General features: G+C 36.8%; 28 protein-coding genes and 1 riboswitch. Of the genes, 8 read left to right on the top strand and 20 right to left on the bottom strand.

Translation table 11 applies throughout. The features are described from left to right. Nucleotides 1-33: 33 nt before the first annotated feature. The 4 genes from KI363_RS04480 to KI363_RS04465 all read left to right on the top strand — a co-directional run bounded on the left by KI363_RS04480 (nt 34) and on the right by KI363_RS04465 (nt 5,636). Nucleotides 34-1,215: an ROK family transcriptional regulator gene (locus KI363_RS04480; protein WP_212965614.1), complete on the top strand. Its 1,182-nt coding sequence runs from the start codon at nt 34-36 to the stop codon at nt 1,213-1,215. A 360-nt stretch (nt 1,216-1,575) separates the two neighbouring features. After that, nucleotides 1,576-1,763, top strand: a riboswitch (cobalamin riboswitch). 152 nt (nt 1,764-1,915) lie between these two features. After that, nucleotides 1,916-4,192, top strand: coding sequence for a ribonucleoside-diphosphate reductase subunit alpha (locus KI363_RS04475; protein WP_212965613.1), 2,277 nt, complete (start codon nt 1,916-1,918; stop codon nt 4,190-4,192). Further along, a complete protein-coding gene (locus KI363_RS04470) occupies nt 4,177-4,620 on the top strand; it encodes a flavodoxin (protein ID WP_158324174.1) in 444 nt (147 codons plus the stop codon). The genes KI363_RS04475 and KI363_RS04470 overlap by 16 nt, the downstream gene beginning before the upstream one ends. Further along, complete coding sequence (locus KI363_RS04465) at nt 4,596-5,636, top strand: ribonucleotide-diphosphate reductase subunit beta (protein WP_246516752.1); 1,041 nt, start codon at nt 4,596-4,598, stop codon at nt 5,634-5,636. Before KI363_RS04470 ends, KI363_RS04465 begins: the two co-directional genes overlap by 25 nt. Before the next feature lie 91 nt (nt 5,637-5,727). On the opposite strand, the gene KI363_RS04460 is transcribed toward KI363_RS04465, so the two are convergent. Beyond that, entirely contained in the window at nt 5,728-5,928 is a 201-nt protein-coding gene (locus tag KI363_RS04460) for a cold-shock protein (protein WP_158324176.1), read from the bottom strand. A gap of 334 nt (nt 5,929-6,262) precedes the next feature. Further along, nucleotides 6,263-7,090, bottom strand: a complete 828-nt coding sequence (ku, locus tag KI363_RS04455; protein ID WP_158324177.1) for a non-homologous end joining protein Ku — start codon at nt 7,088-7,090, stop codon at nt 6,263-6,265. Nucleotides 7,091-7,232: 142 nt separating this feature from the next. Between ku and KI363_RS04450 the strand changes: the two genes are divergently transcribed. Then, the gene (locus KI363_RS04450) at nt 7,233-9,068 is read left to right on the top strand and encodes a DNA ligase D (RefSeq protein ID WP_444543501.1); all 1,836 of its coding nucleotides are present in this window, start codon (nt 7,233-7,235) and stop codon (nt 9,066-9,068) included. On the opposite strand, the gene KI363_RS04445 is transcribed toward KI363_RS04450, so the two are convergent. Both KI363_RS04445 and KI363_RS04440 read right to left on the bottom strand, forming a co-directional pair. Beyond that, nucleotides 9,058-9,504 (bottom strand): hypothetical protein, encoded by a 447-nt coding sequence (locus tag KI363_RS04445; protein WP_212965611.1) that lies wholly within the window; start codon nt 9,502-9,504, stop codon nt 9,058-9,060. The genes KI363_RS04450 and KI363_RS04445 overlap by 11 nt on opposite strands. A 369-nt stretch (nt 9,505-9,873) precedes the next feature. Next, the gene (locus KI363_RS04440) at nt 9,874-10,212 is read right to left on the bottom strand and encodes a DUF4870 domain-containing protein (RefSeq protein ID WP_158324185.1); all 339 of its coding nucleotides are present in this window, start codon (nt 10,210-10,212) and stop codon (nt 9,874-9,876) included. 400 nt (nt 10,213-10,612) lie between these two features. On the opposite strand from KI363_RS04440, the gene KI363_RS04435 reads away from it, so the two are divergent. Further along, complete coding sequence (locus KI363_RS04435; protein ID WP_212965610.1) at nt 10,613-11,176, top strand: GNAT family N-acetyltransferase; 564 nt, start codon at nt 10,613-10,615, stop codon at nt 11,174-11,176. A 63-nt stretch (nt 11,177-11,239) separates the two neighbouring features. On the opposite strand, the gene KI363_RS04430 is transcribed toward KI363_RS04435, so the two are convergent. Next, on the bottom strand, nt 11,240-11,998 hold the full coding sequence (locus KI363_RS04430) for a CAP domain-containing protein (RefSeq protein WP_158324181.1): 759 nt from the start codon (nt 11,996-11,998) through the stop codon (nt 11,240-11,242). A gap of 401 nt (nt 11,999-12,399) precedes the next feature. Here KI363_RS04430 and KI363_RS04425 point away from each other — a divergent pair, with 401 nt between their 5' ends. Continuing rightward, nucleotides 12,400-12,645, top strand: coding sequence for a DNA alkylation repair protein (locus KI363_RS04425; protein WP_158324182.1), 246 nt, complete (start codon nt 12,400-12,402; stop codon nt 12,643-12,645). 390 nt (nt 12,646-13,035) lie between these two features. Here KI363_RS04425 and KI363_RS04420 read toward each other — a convergent pair whose 3' ends face one another. The 8 genes from KI363_RS04420 to fakB form a co-directional block, all read right to left on the bottom strand. After that, a complete protein-coding gene (locus KI363_RS04420; RefSeq protein ID WP_505744237.1) occupies nt 13,036-14,523 on the bottom strand; it encodes a lmo1851 family serine protease in 1,488 nt (495 codons plus the stop codon). A 198-nt stretch (nt 14,524-14,721) separates the two neighbouring features. After that, nucleotides 14,722-15,423, bottom strand: coding sequence for a purine-nucleoside phosphorylase (gene deoD, locus KI363_RS04415; protein ID WP_158324407.1), 702 nt, complete (start codon nt 15,421-15,423; stop codon nt 14,722-14,724). A gap of 98 nt (nt 15,424-15,521) precedes the next feature. After that, the gene (locus KI363_RS04410) at nt 15,522-15,695 is read right to left on the bottom strand and encodes a YozD family protein (protein WP_158324408.1); all 174 of its coding nucleotides are present in this window, start codon (nt 15,693-15,695) and stop codon (nt 15,522-15,524) included. Between the two features lie 39 nt (nt 15,696-15,734). Beyond that, nucleotides 15,735-15,965: a YozE family protein gene (locus KI363_RS04405; protein ID WP_158324409.1), complete on the bottom strand. Its 231-nt coding sequence runs from the start codon at nt 15,963-15,965 to the stop codon at nt 15,735-15,737. A gap of 253 nt (nt 15,966-16,218) precedes the next feature. After that, nucleotides 16,219-16,383, bottom strand: coding sequence for a YjcZ family sporulation protein (locus tag KI363_RS04400; protein WP_158324410.1), 165 nt, complete (start codon nt 16,381-16,383; stop codon nt 16,219-16,221). A gap of 118 nt (nt 16,384-16,501) precedes the next feature. Beyond that, nucleotides 16,502-17,089 carry a YpmS family protein gene (locus KI363_RS04395; RefSeq protein WP_158324411.1) on the bottom strand — a complete coding sequence of 196 codons (588 nt, stop codon included), beginning with the start codon at nt 17,087-17,089 and terminating at the stop codon, nt 16,502-16,504. A gap of 28 nt (nt 17,090-17,117) precedes the next feature. After that, nucleotides 17,118-17,909: an SGNH/GDSL hydrolase family protein gene (locus KI363_RS04390; RefSeq protein WP_246516751.1), complete on the bottom strand. Its 792-nt coding sequence runs from the start codon at nt 17,907-17,909 to the stop codon at nt 17,118-17,120. A gap of 157 nt (nt 17,910-18,066) precedes the next feature. Further along, nucleotides 18,067-18,909: a DegV family protein gene (gene fakB, locus KI363_RS04385; RefSeq protein WP_158324412.1), complete on the bottom strand. Its 843-nt coding sequence runs from the start codon at nt 18,907-18,909 to the stop codon at nt 18,067-18,069. Nucleotides 18,910-19,048: 139 nt separating this feature from the next. Here fakB and trhA point away from each other — a divergent pair, with 139 nt between their 5' ends. After that, nucleotides 19,049-19,699, top strand: coding sequence for a PAQR family membrane homeostasis protein TrhA (gene trhA / locus KI363_RS04380; protein WP_158324413.1), 651 nt, complete (start codon nt 19,049-19,051; stop codon nt 19,697-19,699). Between the two features lie 95 nt (nt 19,700-19,794). Here trhA and KI363_RS04375 read toward each other — a convergent pair whose 3' ends face one another. The 7 genes from KI363_RS04375 to KI363_RS04345 form a co-directional block, all read right to left on the bottom strand. Next, the gene (locus KI363_RS04375) at nt 19,795-20,280 is read right to left on the bottom strand and encodes a dihydrofolate reductase (RefSeq protein WP_158322371.1); all 486 of its coding nucleotides are present in this window, start codon (nt 20,278-20,280) and stop codon (nt 19,795-19,797) included. Continuing rightward, entirely contained in the window at nt 20,277-21,071 is a 795-nt protein-coding gene (locus KI363_RS04370) for a thymidylate synthase (RefSeq protein WP_212965609.1), read from the bottom strand. The genes KI363_RS04375 and KI363_RS04370 overlap by 4 nt, the downstream gene beginning before the upstream one ends. Before the next feature lie 20 nt (nt 21,072-21,091). Beyond that, on the bottom strand, nt 21,092-21,778 hold the full coding sequence (locus KI363_RS04365; protein WP_158322369.1) for an anthrax toxin lethal factor-related metalloendopeptidase: 687 nt from the start codon (nt 21,776-21,778) through the stop codon (nt 21,092-21,094). Between the two features lie 455 nt (nt 21,779-22,233). Further along, nucleotides 22,234-22,833, bottom strand: coding sequence for a YpjP family protein (locus tag KI363_RS04360; protein ID WP_246516750.1), 600 nt, complete (start codon nt 22,831-22,833; stop codon nt 22,234-22,236). Between the two features lie 271 nt (nt 22,834-23,104). Continuing rightward, nucleotides 23,105-24,301: a Gfo/Idh/MocA family protein gene (locus KI363_RS04355; protein WP_212965608.1), complete on the bottom strand. Its 1,197-nt coding sequence runs from the start codon at nt 24,299-24,301 to the stop codon at nt 23,105-23,107. A 53-nt stretch (nt 24,302-24,354) separates the two neighbouring features. Beyond that, nucleotides 24,355-25,077: a ThuA domain-containing protein gene (locus tag KI363_RS04350; RefSeq protein WP_212965607.1), complete on the bottom strand. Its 723-nt coding sequence runs from the start codon at nt 25,075-25,077 to the stop codon at nt 24,355-24,357. A 24-nt stretch (nt 25,078-25,101) separates the two neighbouring features. Further along, a complete protein-coding gene (locus KI363_RS04345) occupies nt 25,102-26,184 on the bottom strand; it encodes a Gfo/Idh/MocA family protein (RefSeq protein WP_212965606.1) in 1,083 nt (360 codons plus the stop codon). Between the last annotated feature and the right edge of the window lie 6 nt (nt 26,185-26,190).

The following is a 26,190-nucleotide window of genomic DNA, read 5'->3' as shown; positions in this document are numbered from 1 at the left end:
TAAATTATATTAAAATTGAAAGAGTGGAAAAACTTGAAGAGTGAAAAAACCTGGAATCAACATGTTGTCAAAAAGGAAAATAAATTTTTAGTATTTAAAACGATTATTCAATCCTCTCCTATTTCAAGAGCGGAAATAGCAACTAAAACTGGACTTAATAAAGGAACCGTTTCTTCCCTTGTTCACGAATTAATAGAAGAAAAATTTATTCATGAATCAGGCCCTGGTGAATCCAGCGGTGGAAGAAGACCCGTTATGCTTCTCTTTAATGAGACTGCTGGCTATTCCATCGGAATAAACATTGGTGTCAATTATTTACTTGGTGTTTTAACTGATTTAAATGGGAATATCCATTTAGAAAAACAGACAAATATTGATACTCAATCTTTTGAAGTTTGGAAAGATAAACTTTTTTCCATGATACAAGATTTAATTCAAGCTACACCAAAAAGTCCTTATGGAGTTATCGGCATAGGAGTCGGTGTCCCGGGTACGGTTAATATGAACGGAAAAGTATTGCTCGCCCCTAACCTATCTTGGAAAAATATAGAACTTCAATCCATATTAGAAGAAGAATTTCAAATCCCGACAATCATAGAAAATGAAGCCAATGCTGGGGCGTATGGCGAAAAAAAGTATGGGGTAGGCAAAAATTCAAACCATTTAATTTATGTCAGTGTCGGGATAGGAATTGGAGTAGGAATGATCTTAAATGGCCAATTATATAAGGGTAATAATGGGTTTTCCGGAGAGCTTGGCCATATGTCGATCAATGTAAAAGGGGATCTCTGCCGGTGTGGAAATGAAGGTTGTTGGGAGTTATATGCCTCAGAACAAGCATTGATTCAACAAGCAAAAAAGTTAAATCTCCTTCCAGCTGATCAAACTGACCTTTCACTTGAATATCTATTAGACCTAGCCGAAAGTGGCAATGAAAAAGCCATTTATTTATTTAATCGAATTGGGGAGTATCTAGGAGTAGGATTAAATAATATAATAAATATTTTTAATCCGCAGGAGATTGTCATTGGAAATCGAATGGCCAGTACAAAAAAATGGATTCAATCATCATTAGAAAAACAATTAGCTGATCGTATTCAATTCTTTCAAGAACATGATTTGCAAATTAAATTCTCGAATCTTTCTTCCTACTCTGCCGCACTGGGAGTCGCAGCCTTTTCCACAGAAAATTTTTTACAGGTTCGTATGAATTAAAAAAACGAGTGAGGGATAAAGCCTTCAGGAAATTGCCACTCGCCCACGGAAAGCGCGTGGCTTCTGCAGAACCAACAGCCCCAGTTTAAAAGGATTTTTTCGCCAAGGAGCATCCAAAAGCTAGTATCGTGACTTTTGGATGCTCCTAGCTCTTTTCGATTATTTTCTATGAACACCAGCAACTTTTTCGATATAATTAGGTTTATGGCAATCAAATTAATTGCCAAATATTGTAGAAGAATGGCATGATTGGCTTTGGACAAATTAAAAAATGGGAATGGTTGCTATTCATAAATAAACATGGTAATATCATTGTTGACACAACATTTAGTGTTTTCCTTGATTACACCATACTATATATTGATTTCAACAAATAAAGGTACCCATTGATGGGTTTAATAGGGAATCCGGTGGAAATCCGGGACTGTCCCCGCAACTGTAAATGCTAACGAAGTGGATTAGCCACTGGTTCGACAATTATTCGAACCGGGAAGGCCCAATTAGGTTGATGCATAAGTCAGGAGACCTGCCTTTATTTGTCGGAGTTTCATTTCTTCGGGGAACGAGAAGGTGAAGCGATAGTGAATAGGGCCTTTCTTTCCTATCGTTTAATTCGCCTCTTTCCGGGGCGAATTTGTTTTTTGTCTTCAGAGACGAGGCACTTATGTTTTTGTCTTTTACTAAATTGATAGAAAGGTGAATGTCATTGACTACAATTATTTCAAAGCAAGAAGAAACAAACCCTACCCACTTTAATCAGGAGCGAATTCAAGCATACATTCAAAAAGTTACCTCTATTCAATCTCAGGAATACATTAATAAAGTAATCCGCGCCATTGGATCAAAAACGCAAATCAACACTGACGAGATTACTTCTATTTTAATTAATACAGCCTTGGAAAATGTTGATGAAGTCAATACCCAATGGAGTTTTGAAGCGGCAAAAATCTATTTACACAAACTTTATAGACAAGCGAGTTTACATCGCGGATATGATCAGGAACAGAAGTACGGTGATTTCTATTCATTATTAAAACAGTTAACAGCTAAGGGCATTTATTCCCCGCGGATTCTAGAAAAATATGAGAAAAAAGAAATTGAACGTATTGCCACTTTAATAAATCCTGATAGAGATTTCTTATTTGATTACATTGGTTTACACACTTTGGCCACACGTTATTTAGCAACGGATCATCAAAAAAATACATATGAGCTTCCACAAGAGCGGTGGTTAGTGATCTCCATGCATTTGATGCAAGATGAGCCAAAGGAAAAGCGATTTGAACTTGTCGCGGAGGCTTACTGGGCTTTATCTAATCTTTATATGACTGTAGCCACCCCAACATTAGCAAATGCTGGACTTGCTCATGGACAGTTATCTAGCTGCTTTATTGATACCGTCGAAGATTCCCTTATTGGCATATACAATAGCAATACAGATGTCGCCCGTCTTTCTAAAGATGGCGGTGGTATTGGAGTATATATGGGGAAGGTTAGAAGTCGAGGTTCTTCTATAAAAGGCTTTAAAGGAGCATCTTCTGGAGTCCTTCCATGGATTAAGCAACTAAATAATACCGCTGTTAGTGTGGATCAACTTGGACGAAGAAAAGGCGCTATCGCCGTCTATTTAGATGTCTGGCATGCTGATATTTTGTCATTTTTGGATTTAAAATTAAATAATGGTGATGAAAGACAACGAGCACACGATATTTTTACAGGTGTATGTCTCCCCGACCTTTTTATGGAGAAAGTAGAAAATCGTGAAGATTGGTTCTTATTTGATCCACATGAAGTAAGAAATGTGATGGGCTTTTCTCTTGAAGATTATTATGATGAGCAAAAAGGAAATGGTAGTTTTCGAGAAAAATATGAAGAATGTGTGCAACACCCAGATTTAAAGAAAACGAAAATACCTGCGATTCAAATTATGGTACGCATTATGAAATCGCAACTTGAAACTGGCACACCTTTTATGTTTTACCGTGATGAGGTCAATCGGAAAAATCCAAATAAACATGCGGGAATGATTTATTCTAGTAATTTGTGTACAGAAATTATGCAAAATATGTCTCCTACTGTTCAATCAGAAGAAATTATAGAAGACGGAACAATTATTACCTATAAAAAACCAGGCGATTTTGTCGTTTGTAATCTCTCATCTATAAACCTTGGTAAAACTATTCAATTAGATGGAGAACAAAAGACACTTGAAAGGTTAATTCCTATTCAAGTTCGAATGTTAGATAATGTGATTGACCTTAACACAATTGATGTAAAGCAAGCGATGATCACGAATAAAAAATATCGTGCTATTGGATTAGGCACTTTCGGTTGGCACCATATATTGGCTCTTAAAAACTTAAAATGGGAATCTAAGGAAGCTGTGGAGTTTGCTGACCAATTATATGAACATATTTCTAAGTTAACCATTAAAGCTAGCATTGATTTAGCAAAAGAAAAAGGAGCCTATCCGCTATTTGCAGGAAGTGACTGGCAAACTGGAGAATACTTTACACAACGTGGATATGAAAATGACGAGGAATGGAATTCTATCAAAGAGGAAGCAGCAACCTATGGTTTAAGAAACGGTTATTTAATGGCCGTTGCTCCAAATTCCAGCACTTCAGTCATTGCAGGTTCAACAGCGAGTATTGATCCAATTTTTAAACCTTTTTATTATGAAGAAAAGAAAGACTATAAATTACCATTCGTTGCACCGGATCTGAATCATCATACGTATGATGTGTACCGACGTTCAGCCTATATTGTGGATCAAAGATGGTCTGTACAGCAAAACGCTGCTAGACAACGCCATATTGATCAATCGATCTCTTTTAATTTCTATGTACCAAATAATATCAAGGCAAAAGTGTTGCTTGATTTACATTTACAAGCTTGGGATTCCGGGTTAAAAACTACTTATTATGTCCGCTCTACGGCTTCAGATATTGAGGAGTGTGAATGGTGCGAATCTTAATTTGTTATGCCAGTTATAGTGGTAATACAAAGGAAGTCGCTGAATTAATTGATCATAAGCTGAAACAGGAAGGTTTTAGTACGGAACGCTATTGGATTGGTACAGGTAGAATTCCAGATCCAGCGGAATTCGATGCTATGCTTATAGGTACTTTTACGTGGGGGAAGGGCGGAACACCTGAAGAGGTAAAAGATTTTGTGTACGAAATTGGATATAAACCTCCCTATGTTTTTGTCTTTGGAACAGGTGATACTCAATTTGGTGGAGATGAGCTATTTTGCCATGCAGCTGTAAAATTGGCTAAATTCTATCACTCTCCCCTCCCCCCTTTAAAAATCGAACAAAGTCCAAGAGGATTTCAAGAGGAAAAAGTGACCAAATGGACGGAAGGAGTCATCAAACATTGTCCACTATACTCAGTAAAGTAAAGATCTTAGACCCAATAAATCCAAACCGATCTACAGCACTTTTCGGTGGGAAAGCAAGCGGAATTTTGAATTGGAATGATTTAAAATATCCTCATTTTTATAAACATCGTGAGCAAATTCGTGCCCTCTTTTGGCGAGCCAGTGAGGTCGATATGACACATGATACGAAACAATTTCCAAATTTAACGACCCCAGAGCAAACAGCGTTCCTAAAAATTATTGGGCTACTCGCTACTTTAGATGGCCCACAAACCGATATGGCAGCTAGAATTGCTCAATATTCAACAGACCCATCTGTCAAATCAGTGATGGCAACCATTGCCGATCAGGAAAGTGAACATAATCATAGCTACGCCTATGTTCTTTCTTCTGTGACAACTTTAGATAAACAAAACGAATCGTTTGAGACCGGTCGAACGGATGAAGTGTTATTAGAGCGAAACAGCCGCATTATGGAAGTCTATAATGAATTTGCGCAAAATCCTACGATACTAAATGTGTTAAAAGCCATGGTATATACTTCACTATTAGAAGGCCTATTCTTTTATTCCGGCTTCGCTTTCTTTTACAACTTAGCTAGAGATCAAAAAATGGTTGGCACCTCTACGATGATAAGTTATATCAATAGAGATGAGTTGCAGCACGGACGTTTTATTAGTGAACTCTTTCGTGCCACATTGGCGGAACATCCAGAGCTTAATACAAATGAATTGACAGATTGGGTTTATGAGCAATTCCGTCATTCTGTTGAACAGGAGACAAAGTGGAGTCATTACATTCTAGCCAACATTGATGGCATCGATTTATTGGAAATGGAAGGTTATATTAAATACCGCGCAAATAAAATGCTGCGTTTATTAGGCTTGAGTGAAATTTATGAAGATCATACGGAAAACCCAATGAAATGGATTCGGGCTTACGTTGATAATTTTGACGACACCAAAACAGATTTTTTCGAACAAAAATCAAGACAATATACAAAAACCAGTGATTTAAATGGATTTGACGAACTGTAAGGATAAGAATATTTTAGATACTACAAGCAAGTGACGCATAAAGTGCAAAATCAAAAAACCTAACTCATCAAGATGAGTTAGGTTTTTTGTATTATAGTTTCACAACGTTTTCAGCTTGTGGCCCACGTTGTCCTTCAACGATATCAAATTCAACTTGTTGACCTTCGTCAAGCGTTTTGAAGCCTTCTTCATTGATTGCACTATAATGAACGAATACATCATTTCCGCCTTCAACTTCGATGAAGCCAAAGCCTTTTTCACTGTTAAACCATTTTACTGTACCTGTTGCCATTCGTATAAAACCTCCAAAAAATTTTTAATATGTTCTTCATATTTACCATGTAAATAAAAAATCACATATTATAATCAATACCCACTTTTAGGAGCAGATATTCATTATAACATGTGAATTTTAACTCCAAAAATAAAGCTGTGGCCGGTATTTGCCATAAATAATTAGTTAGAAATATTAAACTTTAATTCAGCTTGGGCTAAGCATTTTAATCATACATGAGAAATATGGAAAAATCAAGAAATTGGCGAAAAACTTTTTCGTCTTTTTTCGCCAAAATTCTTAATTATCCAGGGTGTTACACCTATTACCTACTAGCATATGAGAATCTTTCCTATTTAGATTCCGCTGTTTTTTTAGTTGTCTTTTTCCGCTTAGTTGTTTTCTTTTCAGGTTTTGATTTGTCGATGGAAGCTTGTAAAGCAGCCATCAGATCTGTAATATTTTCTGTCGGTTTTTCCGCCTGAGCTGTGACTGTTTTCTCCCCTTTTTGCTTTTTCTGGATAAGCTCCAATACGTTGTTTCGATATTCATCCTGGTATTTTTCCGGTTCAAATGCAGTCGTTAGTTGGTCAATTAATAAAATAGCTGTATCAATTTCCTTTTTAGACACCCCGTCCTCACTTGGCACATTAGGAACCTCAGTAACATTTCTAACTTCATCAGGGTAATGAATGGTCTCCATTAGTAGTGTTTTTTCATATACTCGAATAACGGCTAATTGCTCCTTTGAACGAATAATTATTTTAGCAAGGCCAGCTTTCCCGGTTTCTGTAAGAGCTTTACGCAAAAGACCATAAGCTTTTGCTCCACCGTCTGGGGACATGTAGTAGCTTCGGTTAAAATAAATGGGGTCAATTTCATTTAAATGAATAAAATCGATGATCTCTACAGCTTTCTCTCCTCTATCCCCTTCCAACGCTTTTAGTTCTTCCTGTTCTACGACAACATATTTTCCTTTTGTCAATTCATATCCTTTTACAATATCATCGGACTTTACTTCCTCTTCACATACTGGGCAGATTTTTTCGTATTTAATTGGGGTGTTACATTTGTTATGAAGGGAACGGAATTTAATATTTTTATCCTCTGTTGCTGCATGTAATTTAATCGGAATATTCACAAGTCCAAAACTTATACTTCCTTTCCACATCGTATGCATCTTTAACACCTTCTTCTTAGTCTTTTTTAATAGAATTTACATTGAAGGAAAAGTTATCCCCAGTAACAATTGGGAAAAATTCATAAGGATTGGGTATACTAAATTCAACAATTAAAACAAAGGTGTGCTCATATTGAAACCAATGCTTCCGACGTTAGTTTTTGATCCTCCACAACAAGGAAAATGGTTGTATGAAATGAAATATGATGGATTCCGTGGCATACTTGATTGGCGAGAAACGGAATGTTTTCTGTGGAGCCGTAATGGAAAAAATTTATTACCCCAATTTCCAGAACTAGAGGTCTATTTAAAATTTCTTCAAGAAAAATTCAGTCCATGGCTGCCCCTGAAAATCGATGGAGAACTAGTGATTCTTGAAAATGATTATAAAGCAAATTTTTCACAAATTCAGATACGAGGGCGTTTAAACACAAAAAATAAGATAGAAGAAGTTTCCGTCCTCAGACCCTGTCATTTCTTAGCTTTTGATTTATTAGAAATGACGGGTCAATCGAAAACACAAATGGCATATGTCAGCAGGAAAAAACAGCTATTCTCTATTTTTAAACAGCTTGATCTGCCTTTATCCCCATCATACGGAGCGGAAAAACTGATTCAATTTCTTCCGAATGTAGCGGACTATGATCAACTTGCAAAGCAAATGTACGAATATAATAGTGAAGGCATTGTAGCCAAACAAGCAGCTAGTATTTGGCAGGAAGGAACAAGAAGTAGACAATGGGTAAAAATAAAAAATTGGAAAACGGTCTCTTGTTTTATCACTGGATATGATGAGGAAAACCAATACTTTTACTTAGGGGTATATAAAGAAGAGCAAACGATTCTGCCACTAGGTGGATTTGTCAATGGCTTAGATACCGAAACAAAAAACGCCCTTCGACAGACCGTCATAAATAATTCCCGGTCTAAAAAAGGGTCCATTTTTTTAATGGAGCCAGCTATTTGTATAGAGCTTTACTTTTTGGAGTGGAAAGGTGAACAATTAAGAGAACCTTTTTTTAAGCAGTTGCGTTTGGACCTAACACCTGATCAATGTACATTTCATCAATTTCTTATCCAGGATGCAGCTTTTCCAGAAGAAATTGAAATCACACATCCAGAAAAGCCTTTATGGAAAGAAAACGCAGTGAAAAAAATCGACTTTTTACGTTATTTAAGGAAGGTAGCTCCTTATCTATTACCCTTTTTAGAAAACCGATTATTAACCGTCATACGTGCTCCACATGGAGAATTTGGTGAATTTTTTTACCAAAAAAATAAACCTGACAGTGCTCCGGATTTTGTCGAATCGATTCCATATGATGATAATCAAATGATTGTTTGCAATCATTTAAAAACATTGATCTGGCTTGGAAATCAGCTCGCGATTGAGTATCACATACCTTTTCAAACAATTAACGATAACTTTGTCAGCGAAATTGTGATGGATTTAGATCCACCATCTCAAGAGTATTTTCAGATGGCTGTAGAAGCGGCCCTTATTATTAAAAAAGTGTTGGATTCTTTTTCTTTAATCGGCTTTGTGAAGTTTTCTGGAAATAAGGGAATGCAGGTTTACATTCCTTTGCCGGATTCTCAGTACACTTGGGAAGACACAAGAGTATTTACGGAATTTTTGGCGAAGTTCCTTGTATCTTATAACCCCCATTTATTTACCATTGAACGCTTGAAAAAAAACAGAGATGGAAAGCTTTATGTCGATTTTATTCAACATGCCGAAGGGAAGACAATTATAGCTCCGTACTCTGTTCGTTTACCTTCTAAGGGACTTGTGGCCACCCCATTATATTGGCATGAAATAAATGAAAAGTTAAATCCAAAAAGCTTCACAATGGATGAAGTAAGCAAAAGGGTAGAAAACATAGGAAACCCTTTTTCAGGGTTCTTCTCTAGTAAAAAACAACAACCCTTTGGTCAAGTTCTCGAGTCCATTCAAAAGGATTCCTTTAACTCCTAAAATAAAGCAGGAAACAAAAAATGCGCTCTTCTTCGTTTGTTTGCCGATCAAATTTTATAATCGGTGTACTTGCCGAGAAGATGCGCTGCATACTAATTGGCATTAATCCTCTAGAAACAGTCATGATTTTTTTCCCATTCTTCTTGATAGAAAATGTGTACACCGATTTCACGATCCGATAATATTCTCCATCCGTTGTACGATATTCACGTTTATCACTTTTTAATGCTCTAAAGGAATTTTTTTTGCCAGTTTTTAATAATTGCAAACCTAAATCATTCATTTGGGCAACCCAAAACGTATTTTTCCGATGATCTGTTACAGTAAAAAGCGTTTCCCTTCCCCTTTTCTTCCCTGGTTTAATAGAGAAGGCACAAAATCCGCTTCCAGAGAATAATTTCCCTTGATATGCAGTAACAGGTGAGGGTTCTAACATAAGTAAAACTTCCCCTTTATCATGAAAGATGGCTGGATTAGGAAGTTTGTGGCTTTTATATACAAAGTAAATATGGCGGAGAACATAATATATAAGCATGAAGAGTAATAAGATACTCGCGGAGCTCGTCGGAAAAAAACTTGTTATCCGTAAGGCCGGAAAAATGATGAATAGAAACACAATCACACATAAAATACTTTGATGAATATATAACTTTGACATTCCTGAGTAATAATCCCTTATATTCATTTGATTCACCTTTTTATATAGTCTACAACTAATTATATGAAAAGGTAGACAAGCATATGACAAGATAAAGAAAACAGCCCTTGATAAAGTGTTTATCAAGGACTGATCAAAATCTTCCTGCTATTTAATAAGACGGAAGATTAAAGGAATACGATATGCTTGACCATCATAGGCTTTGACAGCAGCAATGATGGTAAACACAGTTGCTGCTACACCAACAATTGGTAAAAGGACGAATCCAATTAAAACAATCATTAAAATGGAAGCGACAATCGCATACACTGCATAAGAGATGAAAAAGTTCAAATATTCTTTCCCGTGGTAATCAATAAAAGATGATTCATCTTTTTTGATTAACCAAATGACTAAAGGACCGATAAATGCTGAAAAGAAACTAATGATGTAAATAACCGCAGCCAGGACCCTGTCATTATTATTATTCTCCACTTTGTTATCCATGTTGGTTTCCACTTCAAATCCCTCCATTTCTTATTTATTCTACGTATTAACTATATTATAAGTTTCAAATATTTTCACTTTCTTTTTTGAAAAAATATGGCTTTTGTCCTTTTTCGTACGTTCATCTTCTTACTTCATCAAATTTTATACATTTCCTGCAAAAAAAATGACTTTTAGTTGTATTTGCTACTATGCAAATTGGAACTTTTTTTGTATGATGTCATTACGAAGATTTACAATTTCATATCGCTCATAATTGAGGGAAGGCAAATGGTGCGCCACCAGTGATTGACTGGTTCTAGTGGGTTCGATTCCCACCCCGAAATTTTTTATGCAACTTTAAAAAATTTCGTGGGGCAGAATCGAATTTTCGGGACTGCCCCGACTAGGAGGGTTCATTATGCTCAAAAAACGTGAATTAAACGGGCATGAATGTCAAGTTCTTTATGAATTAATGACGCACCCGGATGTCTTCCCTTTTGTGCGTCAAAAAGCATATTCCTTTGAGGAATTCTTATTTACAACAAAGCAAACAATAGAAGCTGAGGAGCGAGGAGAATTATATTCCAGGACGATCTTAGATGAATGGGAAAATCCAATTGGCACGATTAATTTATTTGATGTTAGTTATGGAGCAGGGTTTCTAGGCACATGGATGGGAAAACCCTACCACGGTAAAGGGTATAATTCATTAGCAAAAGAATTGTTCTTACAAGAATTGTTCTTTGAAAATGAAATAGAAACTGTCTATATGAGAATAAAAACGGAAAATAACCGTTCTCGAAAAGCAGCGGAAAAATTACCCTATGTTTTAAAGGCAAATGAGACTAAACCATTCGTTTTTCAACAATTAAATCCACGCTATCACCTATACGATTTATATGAGATTCCAAGAGATTTATTTACTATGTACTATATAAGAGAAACTGAAACAAAAACTTCCCTACAACAATTGGAAGCGTAAAGAGAATAAATATGCACCAGCCATCTTATTTAGTGACGGCTGGTGCTTTTATTTAGTAGATTCTTATTTTCCGATAAATTCTTGAGTCCAATAGTTTCCATTAGAAACATAACCAACACCGATATGAGTATAATCCGCGTTCAGAATATTAGCACGATGTCCTGGGCTATTCATCCAACCATCTACTACTTCTTGTGGTGTACGTTGACCCATCGCAATATTTTCTCCTGCTGAACGATAATCAATACCGTAATGCTTCATCATATCAAACGGAGATCCGTAAGTTGGGCTATTATGATCAAAATAGTTATTTGCGGACATATCTCTTGATTTTTCTCTAGCCATTTTACTTAGTGTTGGATCTATTTTTAATGCTGAAAGGCCATTTTTAGCTCTTTCTTGGTTTGTTAGATCTACTACTTGTTGTTCAAACTCATTTAATTGACTATTTGATTCAGTGGCCTGATTATCATTCTTTGATTCTGAAGGATTTTGAACCGGTTGTGATGGTTGTTGTTCAGGCTGTTCAACCTTTGGAGGTTGAGTTTGATTATTTTGTTCATCCTTGCTTGTATCTTGCTTTTGCTTAGATTGATTAGGTTGCTTATGATCATTGTGACCTTTATTTGATTGATTCCAATCAAACTCAAAAATATAGTCACACCAGTTATTATAGTTTGATAGATCACCTTTAATATAGAAAACTTTAGCTGGGCTTTGATCTGTTCTTTCAGCCGCATCCGCGTTTCCTGCAAAAGGCAGTGCCATTAAGGCCGTAGCAGCAACCGTAGATAGAATAACTTTCTTAATATCTTTCTTCATTTTTGTTTCTCCCCTTTGTTTCTTTTTTGCTTGCACAAGTATAGTACCATATGATTCTATGTAATATTTAAGGGAGAAAATCCCAATTAGTAGAATGAAGGGTTGTTTTTCACCTTTTCACTTGTACTCTCTTAAATAAGTTCTTAAAACAAACGACTTTTTGATCATTTTCTTTTATGGCAATCATTTCCAGTAAAGCCTATATTTAGGAGCGATTCCCAAAAACTGGCTTAAATTTAATATTGACAACTTTTGAGGCCAGACGTTATATGACTTTTATTACAAAATAATATCATCTTTAACTTTTTAACTACCCTGCGCTAGAATTGGACGCAATCCCTATATTATTTGGTCATTTCGGTTAAGCTAATGATATCCACCATTATATGAGGAGGTTTACAATGATGAATCCTTACCGTTGTCCTAACTGCAAAACGAATCGTTCTCGGTTTAATATTATTGATCAAGTGGTAAATGCTGTTCGCTTAGATCCCCAATCAGGAGAGGTCATTGAGGATTATAACGGAAGAGATCCAGGGCCTTTACACGCGAAATACCAGGGACCAGTCAAAAGAGTTCAATGTGGTTCTTGTGGGTTAATCGAGGATGAAAGGTCTTTTATAAAGTTCGGGGAAATCCAAGAGTAAATCACATAAAAAACGAAGCTAGCACCTACAAGGTAAACGCAGGTTATAGCTTCGTTTTTTATTGCTTTAGGCAATCCTTATTATCCAAATTTGTACGCCGCTAAACGGGCGCTTGCGCTTTTCTTATTGCTTAGGAAACTATAAAATTCTAGCTTGTGGATAAGCTGCTTATGTCGCGGTTGACATCCAGCTCCAGCGCCTAGCGACTAGCAAATTTACGCCTTCTTCCTACGATAAGTCAACATCGGCTCCTTCGTCGCCGTGTTTCCTTTATCTCAGGCCAACAGGACGTTGGTCACAAAGGCGTTGCGCCAGGACGGCGCGTATTTAGCCTTTGAACCTTATGATCCAAATTTGTACGTCGCTGAACAGGCGCTTGCGCTTTTGTTCTTAAGACGCTTTTTTCTTTTTATCTTTCGTTAATACTTCAACAGCTTTTTTCACTTGAGGATCTTCTTTTTTTAGGTGTTCGCTTAGCTTTGTCATTAACTTTACAGTTGTATCTCCAGAGAGAACGCCCGTAGTTTTTAGTTTTTCGTCCTTTTGGAATTTTTGTATAGCTTTCTCCGTTTTTTCATCAAAAAAACCATCTACTTTTCCTGGGTCATAGCCCAATACTTTCAGCATTTCTTCTGCTGCTTTTACTTCTTCAGAAGTGGAAGAAACTTTCCATTCGTCATCAGGGCTAATATATGGCAAATTCGCATATTCTGGAAGCTTTACCTCGTAGTCAGGCTTAATGCCCTTTTCGTGAATCCAATTCCCCTTCGGTGTTAACCATTTGGCAATGGTATATTTTACGTTCGAGCCATCTGAAAACTTCTTCTGTGTTTGAACCGTTCCTTTCCCAAAGGAGGTTACCCCAATTAAAGGGATATTCGCTGTTTCACTAGCAGCTGCCGCTAATATTTCCGAAGCACTGGCACTCCCCTCATCAATTAACATGACAGTTGGCACATCTATTTTATCAGCTGTTTTAGCAATAGTTTCTTCCATTGCTCCATTTCGATCTTCTACTTGTACAATTTTTTGCCCTTTTGGTACAAAAAGCTCAGATAAGGAGATTGCTTGGTCCAACAAACCACCAGGGTTCCTTCTTAAATCGATGATTAAAGAGGTCATGCCTTTATCATTCATTTCATTTAAAGCTTCCTCTAACTCCTCATTTGTATGCTGTGAGAAACTTGTGATCTGAATATTAGCTACTCCATCCTCTAACATTTCAGCATATACCGTGTTGATTGGAATTTCATCTCTTGTTAGTGTGAGCTTAATTTCCTTGTCCTTCTCTCCTCTTAAAATGGTGAGGTCTACCTTTGAACCTTTCTTTCCACGGATTAATAAAACAGCCTCATTTGAACTCATCCCCTGAATGCTTTTATCATCTACCTTGATAATCTTATCATTTGGTTGAATTCCGGCTTTTTCCGCGGGAGAATCTTTGATTGGTGAAACGACAACAATATTTCCCTCTCGCTCCTGAATTTCTGCGCCAATCCCTTCAAAAGAAGAGGTGATGCTTTCTTCAAATTGATCATTTTCTTCTTTCGTCATATAATCAGAATACGGATCTCCTAACGCATTCACCATGCCATCAATTGCACCATTAATCAGATCTTCTGAATTGATTTCCTGGAAGTAGTTCTTATCCAATTCGTCATACGCTTGGTATAGCTTATTAAATTCTTTTCTTTCTTGGATAATAACATTAGCAGGACTTTCCCCTCCTAATGATAATGCTAGTAGCGTCACACCCGCTGTAGCAAAAATCAAAATGAATATAAGCATGATAAATTTAAATTTCTTCATATGAATATAGCTATTGTGTTCGGGAGAATGATCTTTTGTCTGATTTTCATCTTCCACTTTCCTCACCACTTTCATCTTCCAATTAAATTCAGTTTCTTGTTTATTTTTAACCCTACAACCTCTTCATTCTAACAGTTTTTGCTAAATTTTGAAAGAAGCTGCTACTAATCGTATAATTTGTTTTAGGAAAATAATGTGGAATGCGAAAAAAGCTAGGTTCTTATGTTAAGAAAGAACCTAGCTTTTCACAAATTCGTCAAAATTCATTTACTTTATTGCTGTTTTAAGAGCAACGTGAATCATGTCATTGAATGTGCTTTGTCTTTCTTCAGCCGACGTTGCTTCACCTGTTAAGATATGATCACTCACTGTTAATACGGACAAAGCATTTCTACCGTATTTTGCAGCAAGAGTATAAAGAGCTGCTGTTTCCATTTCAATCGCTAAAATGCCGTACTTTGCCCACTTTTCATGTTCTGCATTATCATTATAAAACATATCGGCTGTAAATACATTTCCAACTTTCACATTTAAACCTTCCTCAATAGTTTGCTCATAGGCTGATTTTAATAGAGCAAATGAAGCTGTTGGAGCATAACTTACATCTCCAAAAGTTAAACGATTTATCTGAGAATCCGTTGATGCTGTCATAGCCAAAATCACATCACGGACTTTCACATCCTTTTGGATCGCTCCACATGTTCCAACCCGAATAAGATTCTGCACGCCATATTCCCGCATTAATTCATCAATATAGATTGAAATAGATGGGATTCCCATCCCTGTTCCTTGAACAGATATTCTCTTTCCGTTATATGTACCGGTGTAGCCAAACATATTTCTTACTTCATTATAACATTTCACATCATCTAAAAAAGTTTCTGCGATATACTTAGCCCGCAAAGGATCACCAGGTAATAATACGGTATCCGCGATTTCGCCTTTTTTGGCCCCAATATGAATACTCAATCACACCGCCTCCTATCTCTCACCATTTTAATTCTTTCTTCCCAGCTATGCAACTAACACTGTGAGTGAAAATAGCATATAATAGGCAATATTAATTCTTAACTTTCTTCCCATTCTTCCTCTATTATATTTTTTGATATTAAATAATCGAACGTAATATCAGCTAATTCCAAAACCTCCTTTTCACCAGGTGTATATCCTCTTTTTATTAATTCACGATAGAAAAATTCAGCAATTTCCTCTGTATCGATAATAACCTCCCTCTCTCCCAATCCTTTTCGCTCCCTTCTGAATTTTCTATCCCTTTGAATTTAACTATTTTTATTCTCGGACTCTACGTATAACTCCCAAACCTGGTCAAAAAGAGAAACAGTGGGTAAGTAATCTACTTGTAATTCTAAATAATTGCTAAGCTCGTGATAGTTACTGGAATACTTAGGAAAGCTATGATCCTGATAAGCGTTATTGGCAAATTGACTGATATCGTCACCTGCAGAATGCTGACGAAACTTCATTAAAAAATGATAAAAAGATTTTTCCATAACAGATACCGCCTTTCTGACTGATTCGATGTTCCACTCACTTGCACATAAAAAACATTCACTGAATGGAGCTTCTTTATTTAATCAGTATAGCGGATTGAATCGGCTACGCAAATATCTTTAATCACGCAGAATATTAATAATAATGTATGCAGGTGGAGACTAATCATGCATGAATGCTAACTCCCAAAAAGTGAAAAGCGGTCACAATAAATAAGCAACCTTACCACAGAGTGATAAGGTTGCTGTTCATTTAATTAGGAAAGCACCAGCAAGCACCGATGATAATCAACAAAATAAATAAGACAACAATCAGCGCAAAGCCACCTCTTGCCGGATAGCAGCAACCTCCGCCATAGCCATAGCCATATGCCGGATAGCCACCATCGCAGCATCCATCGTATCCGCCATAATACATAATCATCCACCCCTCGATTCTATAGTCTTACGCTTACAGCATATGTATTGAGTGGGTGGGCGGTTTGTGTGTTTGCCTAGAAGTTTTAAAAATTAATATACATGATCTTTCTCTTTCATTATTCAACAGGCACTAACATTTTCATCACAATTTCATTTTCGGTAAGATCAAATTTTTCTGCCCGTATTTGGATATCATTATTGAGTCGCATGCTTTGTAAGGATACATAAATTTGCTTCTCACTGGGCTGGATAATCACCCATTCCGGCAACTTGTAGGCACTTCGAATAATCTTAAGAATTTCTGAAACAGGAAGCCTTATGCCACCTAGCGAAAGTGATTTTTGTTCAAGAAGTAAATCGCCATTATCTAAGGCGTAGGCCTCAAAGGTCATTTTTAGTTGCAATGTGCTTGTGAACACATTGAGTTCCCCATTTAATTCCACTTCGTCTGATAATACGATGGAATAATCAATCGGCCCATTTAAATTTTCTTTTTCAATATAGTGGTTAATTAATTCATTTAGATCATTTTTATTCGTTTGGATCAAAAACTCCGACATTTTTTTCGTATTTTCGGCTGGTGATTCCGGAATGGGCTGTTCTTCCCCTGCAAGAAATAAAAATAAACCTATAGCGAAAAAGAAAAGAATATTTATTGATAAAAGGGCAAAAAATAGGACTTTCCAAACATTCTTCTTTTCCATTTCATTCTACTCCTAACGTTTAGCCATTTTAAAAGGCTTTTTCAACAATGCTATGTTCATTAAAATAAGTATAAAAACGATCAGCAATTAATTCATATCCCTTATTATTAGGATGAAAATAATCTGTGTATAGAAGATCTTCTTCATAATTATTAAAAATATCCGCTACTGGCACAAAGTATGCTTGCTCAAATTCTTCCACAACTTGTGAACTAGTATCATTCCAAGTTGAAATGATTTGATCCATTTCTTTAATATCCGCAAACCATCTCATAAAAGGATTGTAAATGCCCATTAGAATAATTGTTGCTTGATTATTATAAGTAGAGACCGTCTCAATGATATTGGTTAACCTCTCTCGATAATACTTTTCTTCTTGAAGAAATGTTTCCATTTTTAAATGAGTAAGGTTTTGTTTGAAAACTTTCATAACGTCATTTCCACCAATTGTAATGATGACAATATCAGCATTCTGAATGGCCGTTTGTACTTTTGACTGGTCCAGTCTCTTTAACAACTGATCGGATCGATTACCCTTTATACCAAAATTTATGAAGTCAGCTGTTCTTATATCTTTTTGACTTTCCAATTTTTCTTTCAAATAGGGAATATAACCACCTAATTCTTTTATATCCCCAACTCCTTGTGTTAATGAATCCCCTATCGAGACAATCGTAAGATCTTTCGGGATAAAATCATCTGGTGGCATCTGTTTATATCCGTGTTCAATAGTACGTACCTCTTGCTCTTTAAAGGGGGTTGAGCAACCGGAAATCATAAACATGGTACAGAATAATAATATAAAAATTTTTTTCATCATTTCACTACCCCCTGAACTAAAATCGAGTTTCATTATAACATATGAACAAATTAAACAAACAATCATAACCTATATTGAGGGAAAAAACGGAAGGCTTTTAGAGCATTTTTACCTATAAAAAAACGATCTAAAATTAGATCGTTCCGATTTATTAACGTTAATCAAAATAATACATAAATCCTATCGCTCCAGGACCTGTATGTGTACTAATAACCGGTGTCGTATAATCGATTTCTACTTTGGCAAAACCTGTGATCTCTTCGATTTTCTCTTTCAATTTCACAGCAAGCTCTGAGCCTTCTGCGTGGGTAATTCCAATACTGTTAATTCTTTTCCCTTTTATATCTTCCACAAACCGTTTCATTAAAAAATTCAATACTTGAGTCTTGCTCCTAACCTTGGCAATAGGGGAATATTCACCATTATCTAAATAAGCGATAGGTTTAATATTTAATAAAGAACCGATCATTGCCTTTCCCATTCCAATTCTTCCACCTTTTACTAGGTTTTCTAAAGTATCTACAGCCACATATAATTTCGTGTTTTCGCGGACTTTTTTTAATTTTGCAAGAATCTCTTCCAAACTATGTCCTAATTTAGAGAGCGCGGCAGCCTCTCTAACTTGAAAAGCTAAAGCTTTGGAAATGAATTTAGAGTCAATTACTTTTACTTTAGAACTAGACATCTGAGCAGCACATTTAGCCGTTTCTACTGTCCCACTCATATTACCAGTCATATGGATGGAAATAATCTCACTGCCATCTTTTCCAAGCTCATCATATAGTTTGATAAATTCACCAATAGCTGGCTGTGAACTTTTCGGTAATTCTGGAGACATTTTCATTTTACTCATAAACGCTTCCGGAGTAATATCTACTCTATCCGTATATGTCTCTCCATTAATAAAGATTGATAATGGAATGACATGTATATTTAAATATTCAATCTCTTCGACAGTTAAGTCCAATGTTGAATCTGTTACAATTTTTATTTTTTTCAATGCTTCACATCCCCATGATTGTTATGTTAATTATACAGGTTTATAGCCGTAAACGATAGAATAAAAATTCTCTAATCGAAAATAATAATTGCTATTATCCTTAGAAACCACTATGATGAAGAAGAATGGAGGAATGATGATGAAAACCTCTTATTACACAGATGGTGCAACTTTTAATTGGAAAGAAGAGCTTGCGAATGCTATCACACATGGAATTGGCTTTCTGTTAAGTATCCCGGCCCTTGTTGTTTTAATTGTTTCCGCTGTTAATAATGGAAATGCTATGCACGTGGTGAGTTTTACCATTTTTGGCGTTTCGATGATCTTACTTTACCTGTTTTCCACAATGCTCCATAGTGTTAAACCCTCTAAAGTAAAAAATGTGTTTGCGATCTTAGATCACTCGGCCATTTACATCTTAATAGCGGGAACCTATACACCACTTGCTCTTATTAGTTTAAATGGAGCGCTAGGTTGGACATTGTTTGGCATCGTTTGGGGACTCGCCGTGGCTGGAATCACATTTAAGTGCTTTTTAGTGAATAAATTCAGAGTCTTATCTACTATATTTTATTTACTGATGGGATGGCTTATTATCATTGCTATACAACCACTATATACAAGTCTAAGTCCAACTGGCTTTTATTTGTTGTTAACAGGTGGAATCTTTTACTCAGTTGGAGCAATCTTTTATATATGGCGTAATTTACCATATTCACATGCAATTTGGCATTTGTTTGTCATTGCTGGAAGTGCCTTTATGTACTTTTGTGTTTTGTTTTATGTTTAAACCTTGAATAACACAAAACTGGCTTGAAGAAAAACTCAAGCCAGTTTTTTAATTTTTTAACCAACTATCCCACACTTTGATTTTCTAGTTTTCATCTATTTGCGTACATACTTTCTAAACTCATAATCATAAGGATTTTTTTCATCCTTTATTCCGGGTTTCTTTGAGACTAATTGCCAGTTTTCCCAGTTTATTTTAGGAAAATATTCGTCTCCTTCAAACTGTTCAAATATTTTCGTTACATATAATTGATCTACTTCATCAATAAATAAACGATATATTTCTGCCCCGCCAATCACAAATATTTCTTCATCTGTTTTTTTAGCCCATGATAAAAAATCTGCCTTGGAATGTAAAACCTCACATCCATCCACTTTAAAAGAAGGATTTCTTGTCAAAACAATGTTTGTCCTTCCAGGTAGTGGCTTCCCAATCGATTCATAGGTTTTCCTCCCCATCACAATGGGATGACCCATTGTCGTCTCTTTAAAATATTTTAAATCAGCTGGAAGTCGCCATGGCAACTGATTATCCTTACCAATTAGTCTATTTTCGTCTTCCGCCCATAAAAAGGAGATCATACACTTACCACTCCCTTAATGGCTGGGTGAGGATCGTATCCTTCAAGGGAAAAATCTTCATATTTAAATTGGAACAAATCTGTTACTTCAGGATTTAACTTCATCTGTGGCAGTGGCCGAGGATCTCGCTGTAACTGCAATTTAATTTGGTCGAGATGATTCGAATAGATATGGGCATCACCGAGAGTGTGAATAAATTCTCCTGGTTGCAGATCTGTAACCTGAGCCATCATCATTGTAAGCAATGCATAGGATGCAATATTAAAAGGGACCCCAAGAAATATATCCGCAGATCTCTGGTAAAGTTGGCATGAAAGCTTCCCATCTGCCACATAAAACTGAAATAAGCAATGACATGGTGGCAAAGCCATTTGATTAATGTCACCTACATTCCAAGCATTCACGATCATTCTTCGAGAATCAGGATTTGTTTTAATCTGCTGAAGAACATCTTTAATTTGGTCAATGGTTCTACCATCAGCCACTTCCCAAGAACGCCACTGTTTTCCATAAACCGGGCCCAATTCTCCATTCTCATCAGCCCATTCGTTCCAAATTCTAACGCCATTTTCCTGTAAATATCGTACATTTGTATCACCAGCTAAAAACCATAAAAGTTCATGAATAATTGATTTTGTATGAACCTTTTTTGTCGTTAATAATGGAAAACCTTTTTGCAAATCAAATCGCATTTGATGTCCAAAAATACTAATTGTACCAGTTCCTGTTCGATCTTCCTTCGTTTGACCTTCATCTAATACTTTCTTGCACAAATTCAAATATTGTTCCAATACGTCCACATCCTCACTACTTATAACTTATTAAAAAATTCATATGTCTTAGGGGCCTTTTGTTGTAAAATACTCCTTGTTTCAGGAGAAAAAAAATAATAGGCAAAGCATTCCGCGAAATATTCCTCTTTATACTTTAAAAAGTACTCATTTCCCGGAAAAATTGATTCAGCTTCAAGAGACCACAGATTATTTATTTCACTAGAAACTATTGTATCATTATACACTAAATTCATTAAGGAATGGGCAAACTCATGATACTCTAAATTAACAGATCCATGTCCTTTTCCTCTTTCACTATGACCAATCTTCACATAAACAAATTCAGAACCTCCTATCCCTGGGATATTATCCCAAACAACCGGCTCTGTATAGCCTCTGGGTACTTGTCCTTGAAGGTAGGAGACACTATCATTATCTGTTAGTTTCCCAGTAAACAAGATTATTTTTATATGGTGCTGAGCTGTTTTTTGCAAAATAGATTGTGGTAACTGATCCAACCTAAAGATGATTTCTTTGGCATCATTGTAGTTGTAAGGAGTTTCTGGCAGCACAACGATTTCCTTAAGTAAATCGCCAGAGTGAAGCTGTAATGTTCGGTATAAATCGCTTTCGCCCAATAATATCCCCTTATAATCAGCACGGGTTTTATCCGATGCAAAAAAAACAGCCAAAAGAATGATTGGAATAATGAGCCATTTTCGCATTTTTAATTCCTACTTCCGATTAAAACTATCTATATATTATTATATCATGATCATTTAAGTGCACTAATGGAAAATGGAACAAAAGCGCAAGCGCCCGTTTAGCGACGTACAAACTTTTTAGGGGCCTGACGAGATAAAGGAAACACGATGAACCACGAAATGCGGAAGGCGGTTGCTTAGGGGCGACAAGCAAATGTTCCTGAACCTAGGAAAGGCGGTTTTTCCCTTCCTAGGTTCAGGGTTATTTGACCTCGAGCCCCTACCGCCTGTAGCTAGACACCGAAGGGTGAATCGATGTTGACTTACGCAAGCAGGCACCGAAAGTTTGCTAGTCGCTGGGCGCTGGAGCTGGATGTCAAACCGCAACGTAAACAGTTATCCACAAGTCGAGAATTTTATAATTTCCTCGACCACAAGAAAGCAAGTTCGACTATAAAGTTAGCGAACTTGCTTTTTTATACGGTTTGCCAATTTGGGGGAGTGTCTTTGCTCCAGTAAATCGTGCCCATTGCATAGTGTGTCTGAAATTGATCATGATAAGTGTGGTAATGAAAATTAAATTGGTAGCCTGCTAAAGGTGGCTTTTCTCTTCGAACATGAAATAAAATAAGATCCTTACCTGTCTCAGCATGATAAACATTAAAGATTTTTTCGCTTACTCCGCCCCCCGGTTTTTCAGTGATTGCTAGATTCTTAAGTTCATCCCCCGGATATTGAGCTGCGGTCATTTCAATAGCCTCAATGATACGCGGCATGATCACTTCGTTAAATTCAGATTCAATAACATGGGAAATTTTCGGACCGAATTTTAACATTGCTTGCTGCTCGGCCTTTCCAATCAAAGCATCTACAATTTCATCCTCGGGATCTTTTTCTGAAAAAGTAACGGGCATTTGTACTTCATTTTCAGATGAACGACTTTGGGAAGTTGTATTTGAGTTAGAACTTTTTGGTAATTCTTGGTTTTGAGACCAAAATGCGTGGGAAGGGGTGACGACACCGAAAGTAAGAACTGAAACTAATATAATCAGTGATTTCCTTATCCATGCTCTCATAAATAACGATTCCCTTCTTCTATATATATGTCTATTCTATACTATTTTCCATTAGTATAGCTATAAAAAGATGACAAAATTATTAAAAATGGTAAAAAAAATAAATTCAGTTATAATATATGTATCTCAAATCATGTAGGGAGGCTATGATTGTGACTAGTTCAATTATTACAATTGGGGCTTTTATTATGATTGCTTACTTCGTTTATTTAGCAATAGCGGATTAAAACAGCTTTGGGCAATCGCCCAGAGCTGTTTTTTTCACCTCTCACTACTCCTTTGATACTGGTTCAAGTTTTTGAATAACATCTGGAATATCTATCCATTGTTTCGTTTGAGAAGATTGTTCAACTGCTTCCAAAACAGCTTGGTTTTTTACTCCATCATAGAAGTTTGGTGACGGACTATAGCCCTGTTCTATTCCATTTAGTAATTCCACTACAAGGTTTATAAATGTGTGTTCATAGCCGATAATATGACCAGCTGGCCAATAAGCTGCTGCAAATGGATGTATTTCTTCCGTACAAGTAATCGTTCGATATCCTTGAATCCCTGGCTCGTCATCATGGAAGTAAACTTCTAAATTGTTCATCTGTTCCATATCCCACCGAATCGATCCCTTTTCACCATTAATCTCAAATCGATTTCCATTTCTGTTTCCACCCGCAAACCGAGTAGCTTCAAAGGTACCGATAGCCCCATTAGCAAAACGCGCTATAAATACACTAGCATCATCAACGTTGACATCTCCAACTTTGTCACGTGATGCTTTACCACTTAAACCGTCGCTATCTTCTACAAGTGGACGTTGTTTAATAAATGTTTCTAAAATGCCGGTCACTTCTTTAAATTCCCCTACTAGAAATCTAGCTAGGTCAATACTATGAGCGGCAAGATCACCATGCGAACCTGATCCAGAAACATCTTTATTTAAACGCCAAACTAGTGGAAATTGGGGATCCATGATCCAATCTTGTAAATAGGTTGCACGAATATGATAAATTTTTCCTAGTCGCCCGTCTTCGATTAACTTCTTCGCAAATTGGATTGCGGGTGCAAAGCGATAATTATGATTAATCATATGAAGCACTTTATTTTTCTCAACCGCTTCCAGCATACGTTGGGCTTGTTCCAAGTTAAGAGCTAATGGCTTTTCACAGAAGACATGTTTCCCTGCTTCTGCAGCAGCGATGGCGATTTCAGCATGATTATAATTTGGCGTCACGATATCGATTAAATCAATATCTTCACGTTTAATTAAGTCACGCCAGTCTGTTTCATAAGAATTCCAGCCAAATTGATCGGCAGCTTCCTTCACTTTTTCTTCATTTCGTCCACATATCGCTTGTAAGACAGGTTCTACCTTAGGATCAAAATAAAAAGCTGCATCACGGTAGGCATGGGAGTGGGCCCTTCCCATAAACTTATAACCAACCATCCCAATTCTTAATTGTTTCTTTTCTGCCATCCTTTACCATTCCCTTCTCTAGTAATTTTATGAACCGATTTGTTCAATATATTCTATTGACTATCTCCCATTCCGGAATAAAATGCTACTTTTCTTAAAGATTCATCTACTAATCTCTTTCCTTCAGCCGCCCATAAAAATCCTCTTCGCATTATTTCTGTCACTTCATGTTTGGCAATAATGTCAGCGTGATGTCCAAGCGAATTGTAAAACACGCGCCCTTCACCCCACCGCTTTGTCCATACGACCGGCATATCTACCGACTTATTCGCTGAGTGTGGACCTTCAACAACAGGAAATCGTGTTGTAGCCAATACTTCAACGGCAGGATCAACATGTAAGTAATATTGTTCACTCACCACTTTGAAATCACTCATCCCCTCTAACAATGGGCTGGAAGAATGCTTAATATTCACCATGTACTCTACCCCGTCATTTCCGGGGTGTGCCACCCAATTCCCCCCTGTCATAAATTGCCAGTCTACATCATTTCGGAATGAATCACACATGCCCCCGTGGCAGCCTGCCAATCCCACGCCACTTATAACGGCCTCTGAGACATTGCGTACATATTTGTTTTCAATTTTACCCATCGTCCAGTGAGGAACGATGAGATCGAGTGTTTTCAACTTTTCCCCATCTGCGTAAGCATCTAATGTATTAGACACTTCCACCTCAAAATTTTCTTTCTCTAAAATTTTTTTAAAAAGATCTGCTATTTGTTCGGGTTCATGACCGACCCAGCCACCCCATACAATTAATGCCTTCTTACTCATGTATATACATCTCCCTCATTAATTTTAAAAATCAACTGGTAAAGCCTTTGGCTGTTTACAAGTTGTCGTAAGATTATAATGGACACCCTTATTAGAAGCCTCGTGGATCCCATGCATCACTTCCAATACATGAAGTGTTAATAAACCACTTGCCCGGTGTTTTTCTCCATTCCTGAGTGCTTTTGCCATATCGGCTACACCTATGCCCCGACTATTATCTGTAAACCCATGTGATAACGGAATTTCTTCCCATTCTGAATGACCTTGTCTTTTTAGCCGAACGGGACCACCAAAGGTATTAGGATCTGGGACAATAATGGTTCCCTTTGATCCATATATTTCGATATTTGGAAGTGTCGAACCATTAACATCGAAACTGGTAATAATCGTAGCAATGGCTCCGTTTTCAAAATCAAGCAAACCTGTTACATGGGTTGGAACTTCAACTGTTATTTTTTCGCCATATTTTGGCTTGCTTGTGATCGTTCTCTCTTTGTAAGTAATACTTGTAGAACCCGTCACTCTACGAATCGGTCCTATTAAGTTAATCAAAGCCGTAATATAATATGGTCCCATATCAAACATTGGACCGCCACCATACTGATAGTAGAACGCAGGATCTGGATGCCACGATTCATGTCCCGGTGACATCATAAAGCCTGTAGCCGCTACTACATCCCCGATCACTCCTTCATCAATCAGCTTACGACATGTTTGAATGCCACCACCAAGGAAGGTATCCGGTGCACCACCTACCATTAAGTTTTTTGCTTCAGCAATTTCCAGGATCCTTTTGCCGTCTTCAAGTGTAATAGCAAGCGGTTTTTCCACATAAACATGTTTTCCTGCTTCAAGTGCCTGAATGCAAATTTCTGCGTGCGCTTGAGGAATCGTCAAATTAATCACAATTTCAATTTCTGGATCCGCTAATAGTTGCTCGACTGTATAAGCTTTTGGAATATTAAATTCATCAGCCCGTGCTTGAGCACGAGAATAATCGAGATCTGCGCAAGCGAGAATCTCTATCCATTCAAACTTTTTACCAGCTTGGCAGTAAATACTGCTTATATTTCCACATCCGATAATGCCGACTTTTACATTTCTCATCCTGTT

The organism is Lederbergia ruris (assembly GCF_018332955.1).
GTDB classification, from domain to species: domain Bacteria; phylum Bacillota; class Bacilli; order Bacillales; family Bacillaceae_C; genus Lederbergia; species Lederbergia ruris.
The sequence above is the reverse complement of the archived record's forward strand: the minus strand, read 5'-3'. Positions and strand labels throughout refer to the sequence as shown.

Coding starts and splice junctions, on each gene's coding strand:
- KI363_RS04450 (WP_444543501.1), top strand. CDS start 7,233: ATGCTTCCGACGTTAGTTTTTGATCCTCCACAACAAGGAAAATGGTTG.
- ku (WP_158324177.1), bottom strand. CDS start 7,090: ATGCATACGATGTGGAAAGGAAGTATAAGTTTTGGACTTGTGAATATT.
- KI363_RS04355 (WP_212965608.1), bottom strand. CDS start 24,301: ATGGCAGAAAAGAAACAATTAAGAATTGGGATGGTTGGTTATAAGTTT.
- KI363_RS04345 (WP_212965606.1), bottom strand. CDS start 26,184: ATGAGAAATGTAAAAGTCGGCATTATCGGATGTGGAAATATAAGCAGT.
- KI363_RS04435 (WP_212965610.1), top strand. CDS start 10,613: ATGCTCAAAAAACGTGAATTAAACGGGCATGAATGTCAAGTTCTTTAT.
- KI363_RS04425 (WP_158324182.1), top strand. CDS start 12,400: ATGATGAATCCTTACCGTTGTCCTAACTGCAAAACGAATCGTTCTCGG.
- KI363_RS04445 (WP_212965611.1), bottom strand. CDS start 9,504: ATGTTAGAACCCTCACCTGTTACTGCATATCAAGGGAAATTATTCTCT.
- KI363_RS04360 (WP_246516750.1), bottom strand. CDS start 22,833: ATGAGAGCATGGATAAGGAAATCACTGATTATATTAGTTTCAGTTCTT.
- KI363_RS04430 (WP_158324181.1), bottom strand. CDS start 11,998: ATGAAGAAAGATATTAAGAAAGTTATTCTATCTACGGTTGCTGCTACG.
- KI363_RS04405 (WP_158324409.1), bottom strand. CDS start 15,965: ATGGAAAAATCTTTTTATCATTTTTTAATGAAGTTTCGTCAGCATTCT.
- KI363_RS04390 (WP_246516751.1), bottom strand. CDS start 17,909: ATGATGAAAAAAATTTTTATATTATTATTCTGTACCATGTTTATGATT.
- KI363_RS04365 (WP_158322369.1), bottom strand. CDS start 21,778: ATGCGAAAATGGCTCATTATTCCAATCATTCTTTTGGCTGTTTTTTTT.
- KI363_RS04460 (WP_158324176.1), bottom strand. CDS start 5,928: ATGGCAACAGGTACAGTAAAATGGTTTAACAGTGAAAAAGGCTTTGGC.
- KI363_RS04375 (WP_158322371.1), bottom strand. CDS start 20,280: ATGATCTCCTTTTTATGGGCGGAAGACGAAAATAGACTAATTGGTAAG.
- KI363_RS04440 (WP_158324185.1), bottom strand. CDS start 10,212: ATGGATAACAAAGTGGAGAATAATAATAATGACAGGGTCCTGGCTGCG.
- KI363_RS04470 (WP_158324174.1), top strand. CDS start 4,177: ATGGTGCGAATCTTAATTTGTTATGCCAGTTATAGTGGTAATACAAAG.
- KI363_RS04395 (WP_158324411.1), bottom strand. CDS start 17,089: ATGGAAAAGAAGAATGTTTGGAAAGTCCTATTTTTTGCCCTTTTATCA.
- KI363_RS04400 (WP_158324410.1), bottom strand. CDS start 16,383: ATGTATTATGGCGGATACGATGGATGCTGCGATGGTGGCTATCCGGCA.
- trhA (WP_158324413.1), top strand. CDS start 19,049: ATGAAAACCTCTTATTACACAGATGGTGCAACTTTTAATTGGAAAGAA.
- KI363_RS04350 (WP_212965607.1), bottom strand. CDS start 25,077: ATGAGTAAGAAGGCATTAATTGTATGGGGTGGCTGGGTCGGTCATGAA.
- KI363_RS04475 (WP_212965613.1), top strand. CDS start 1,916: ATGTCATTGACTACAATTATTTCAAAGCAAGAAGAAACAAACCCTACC.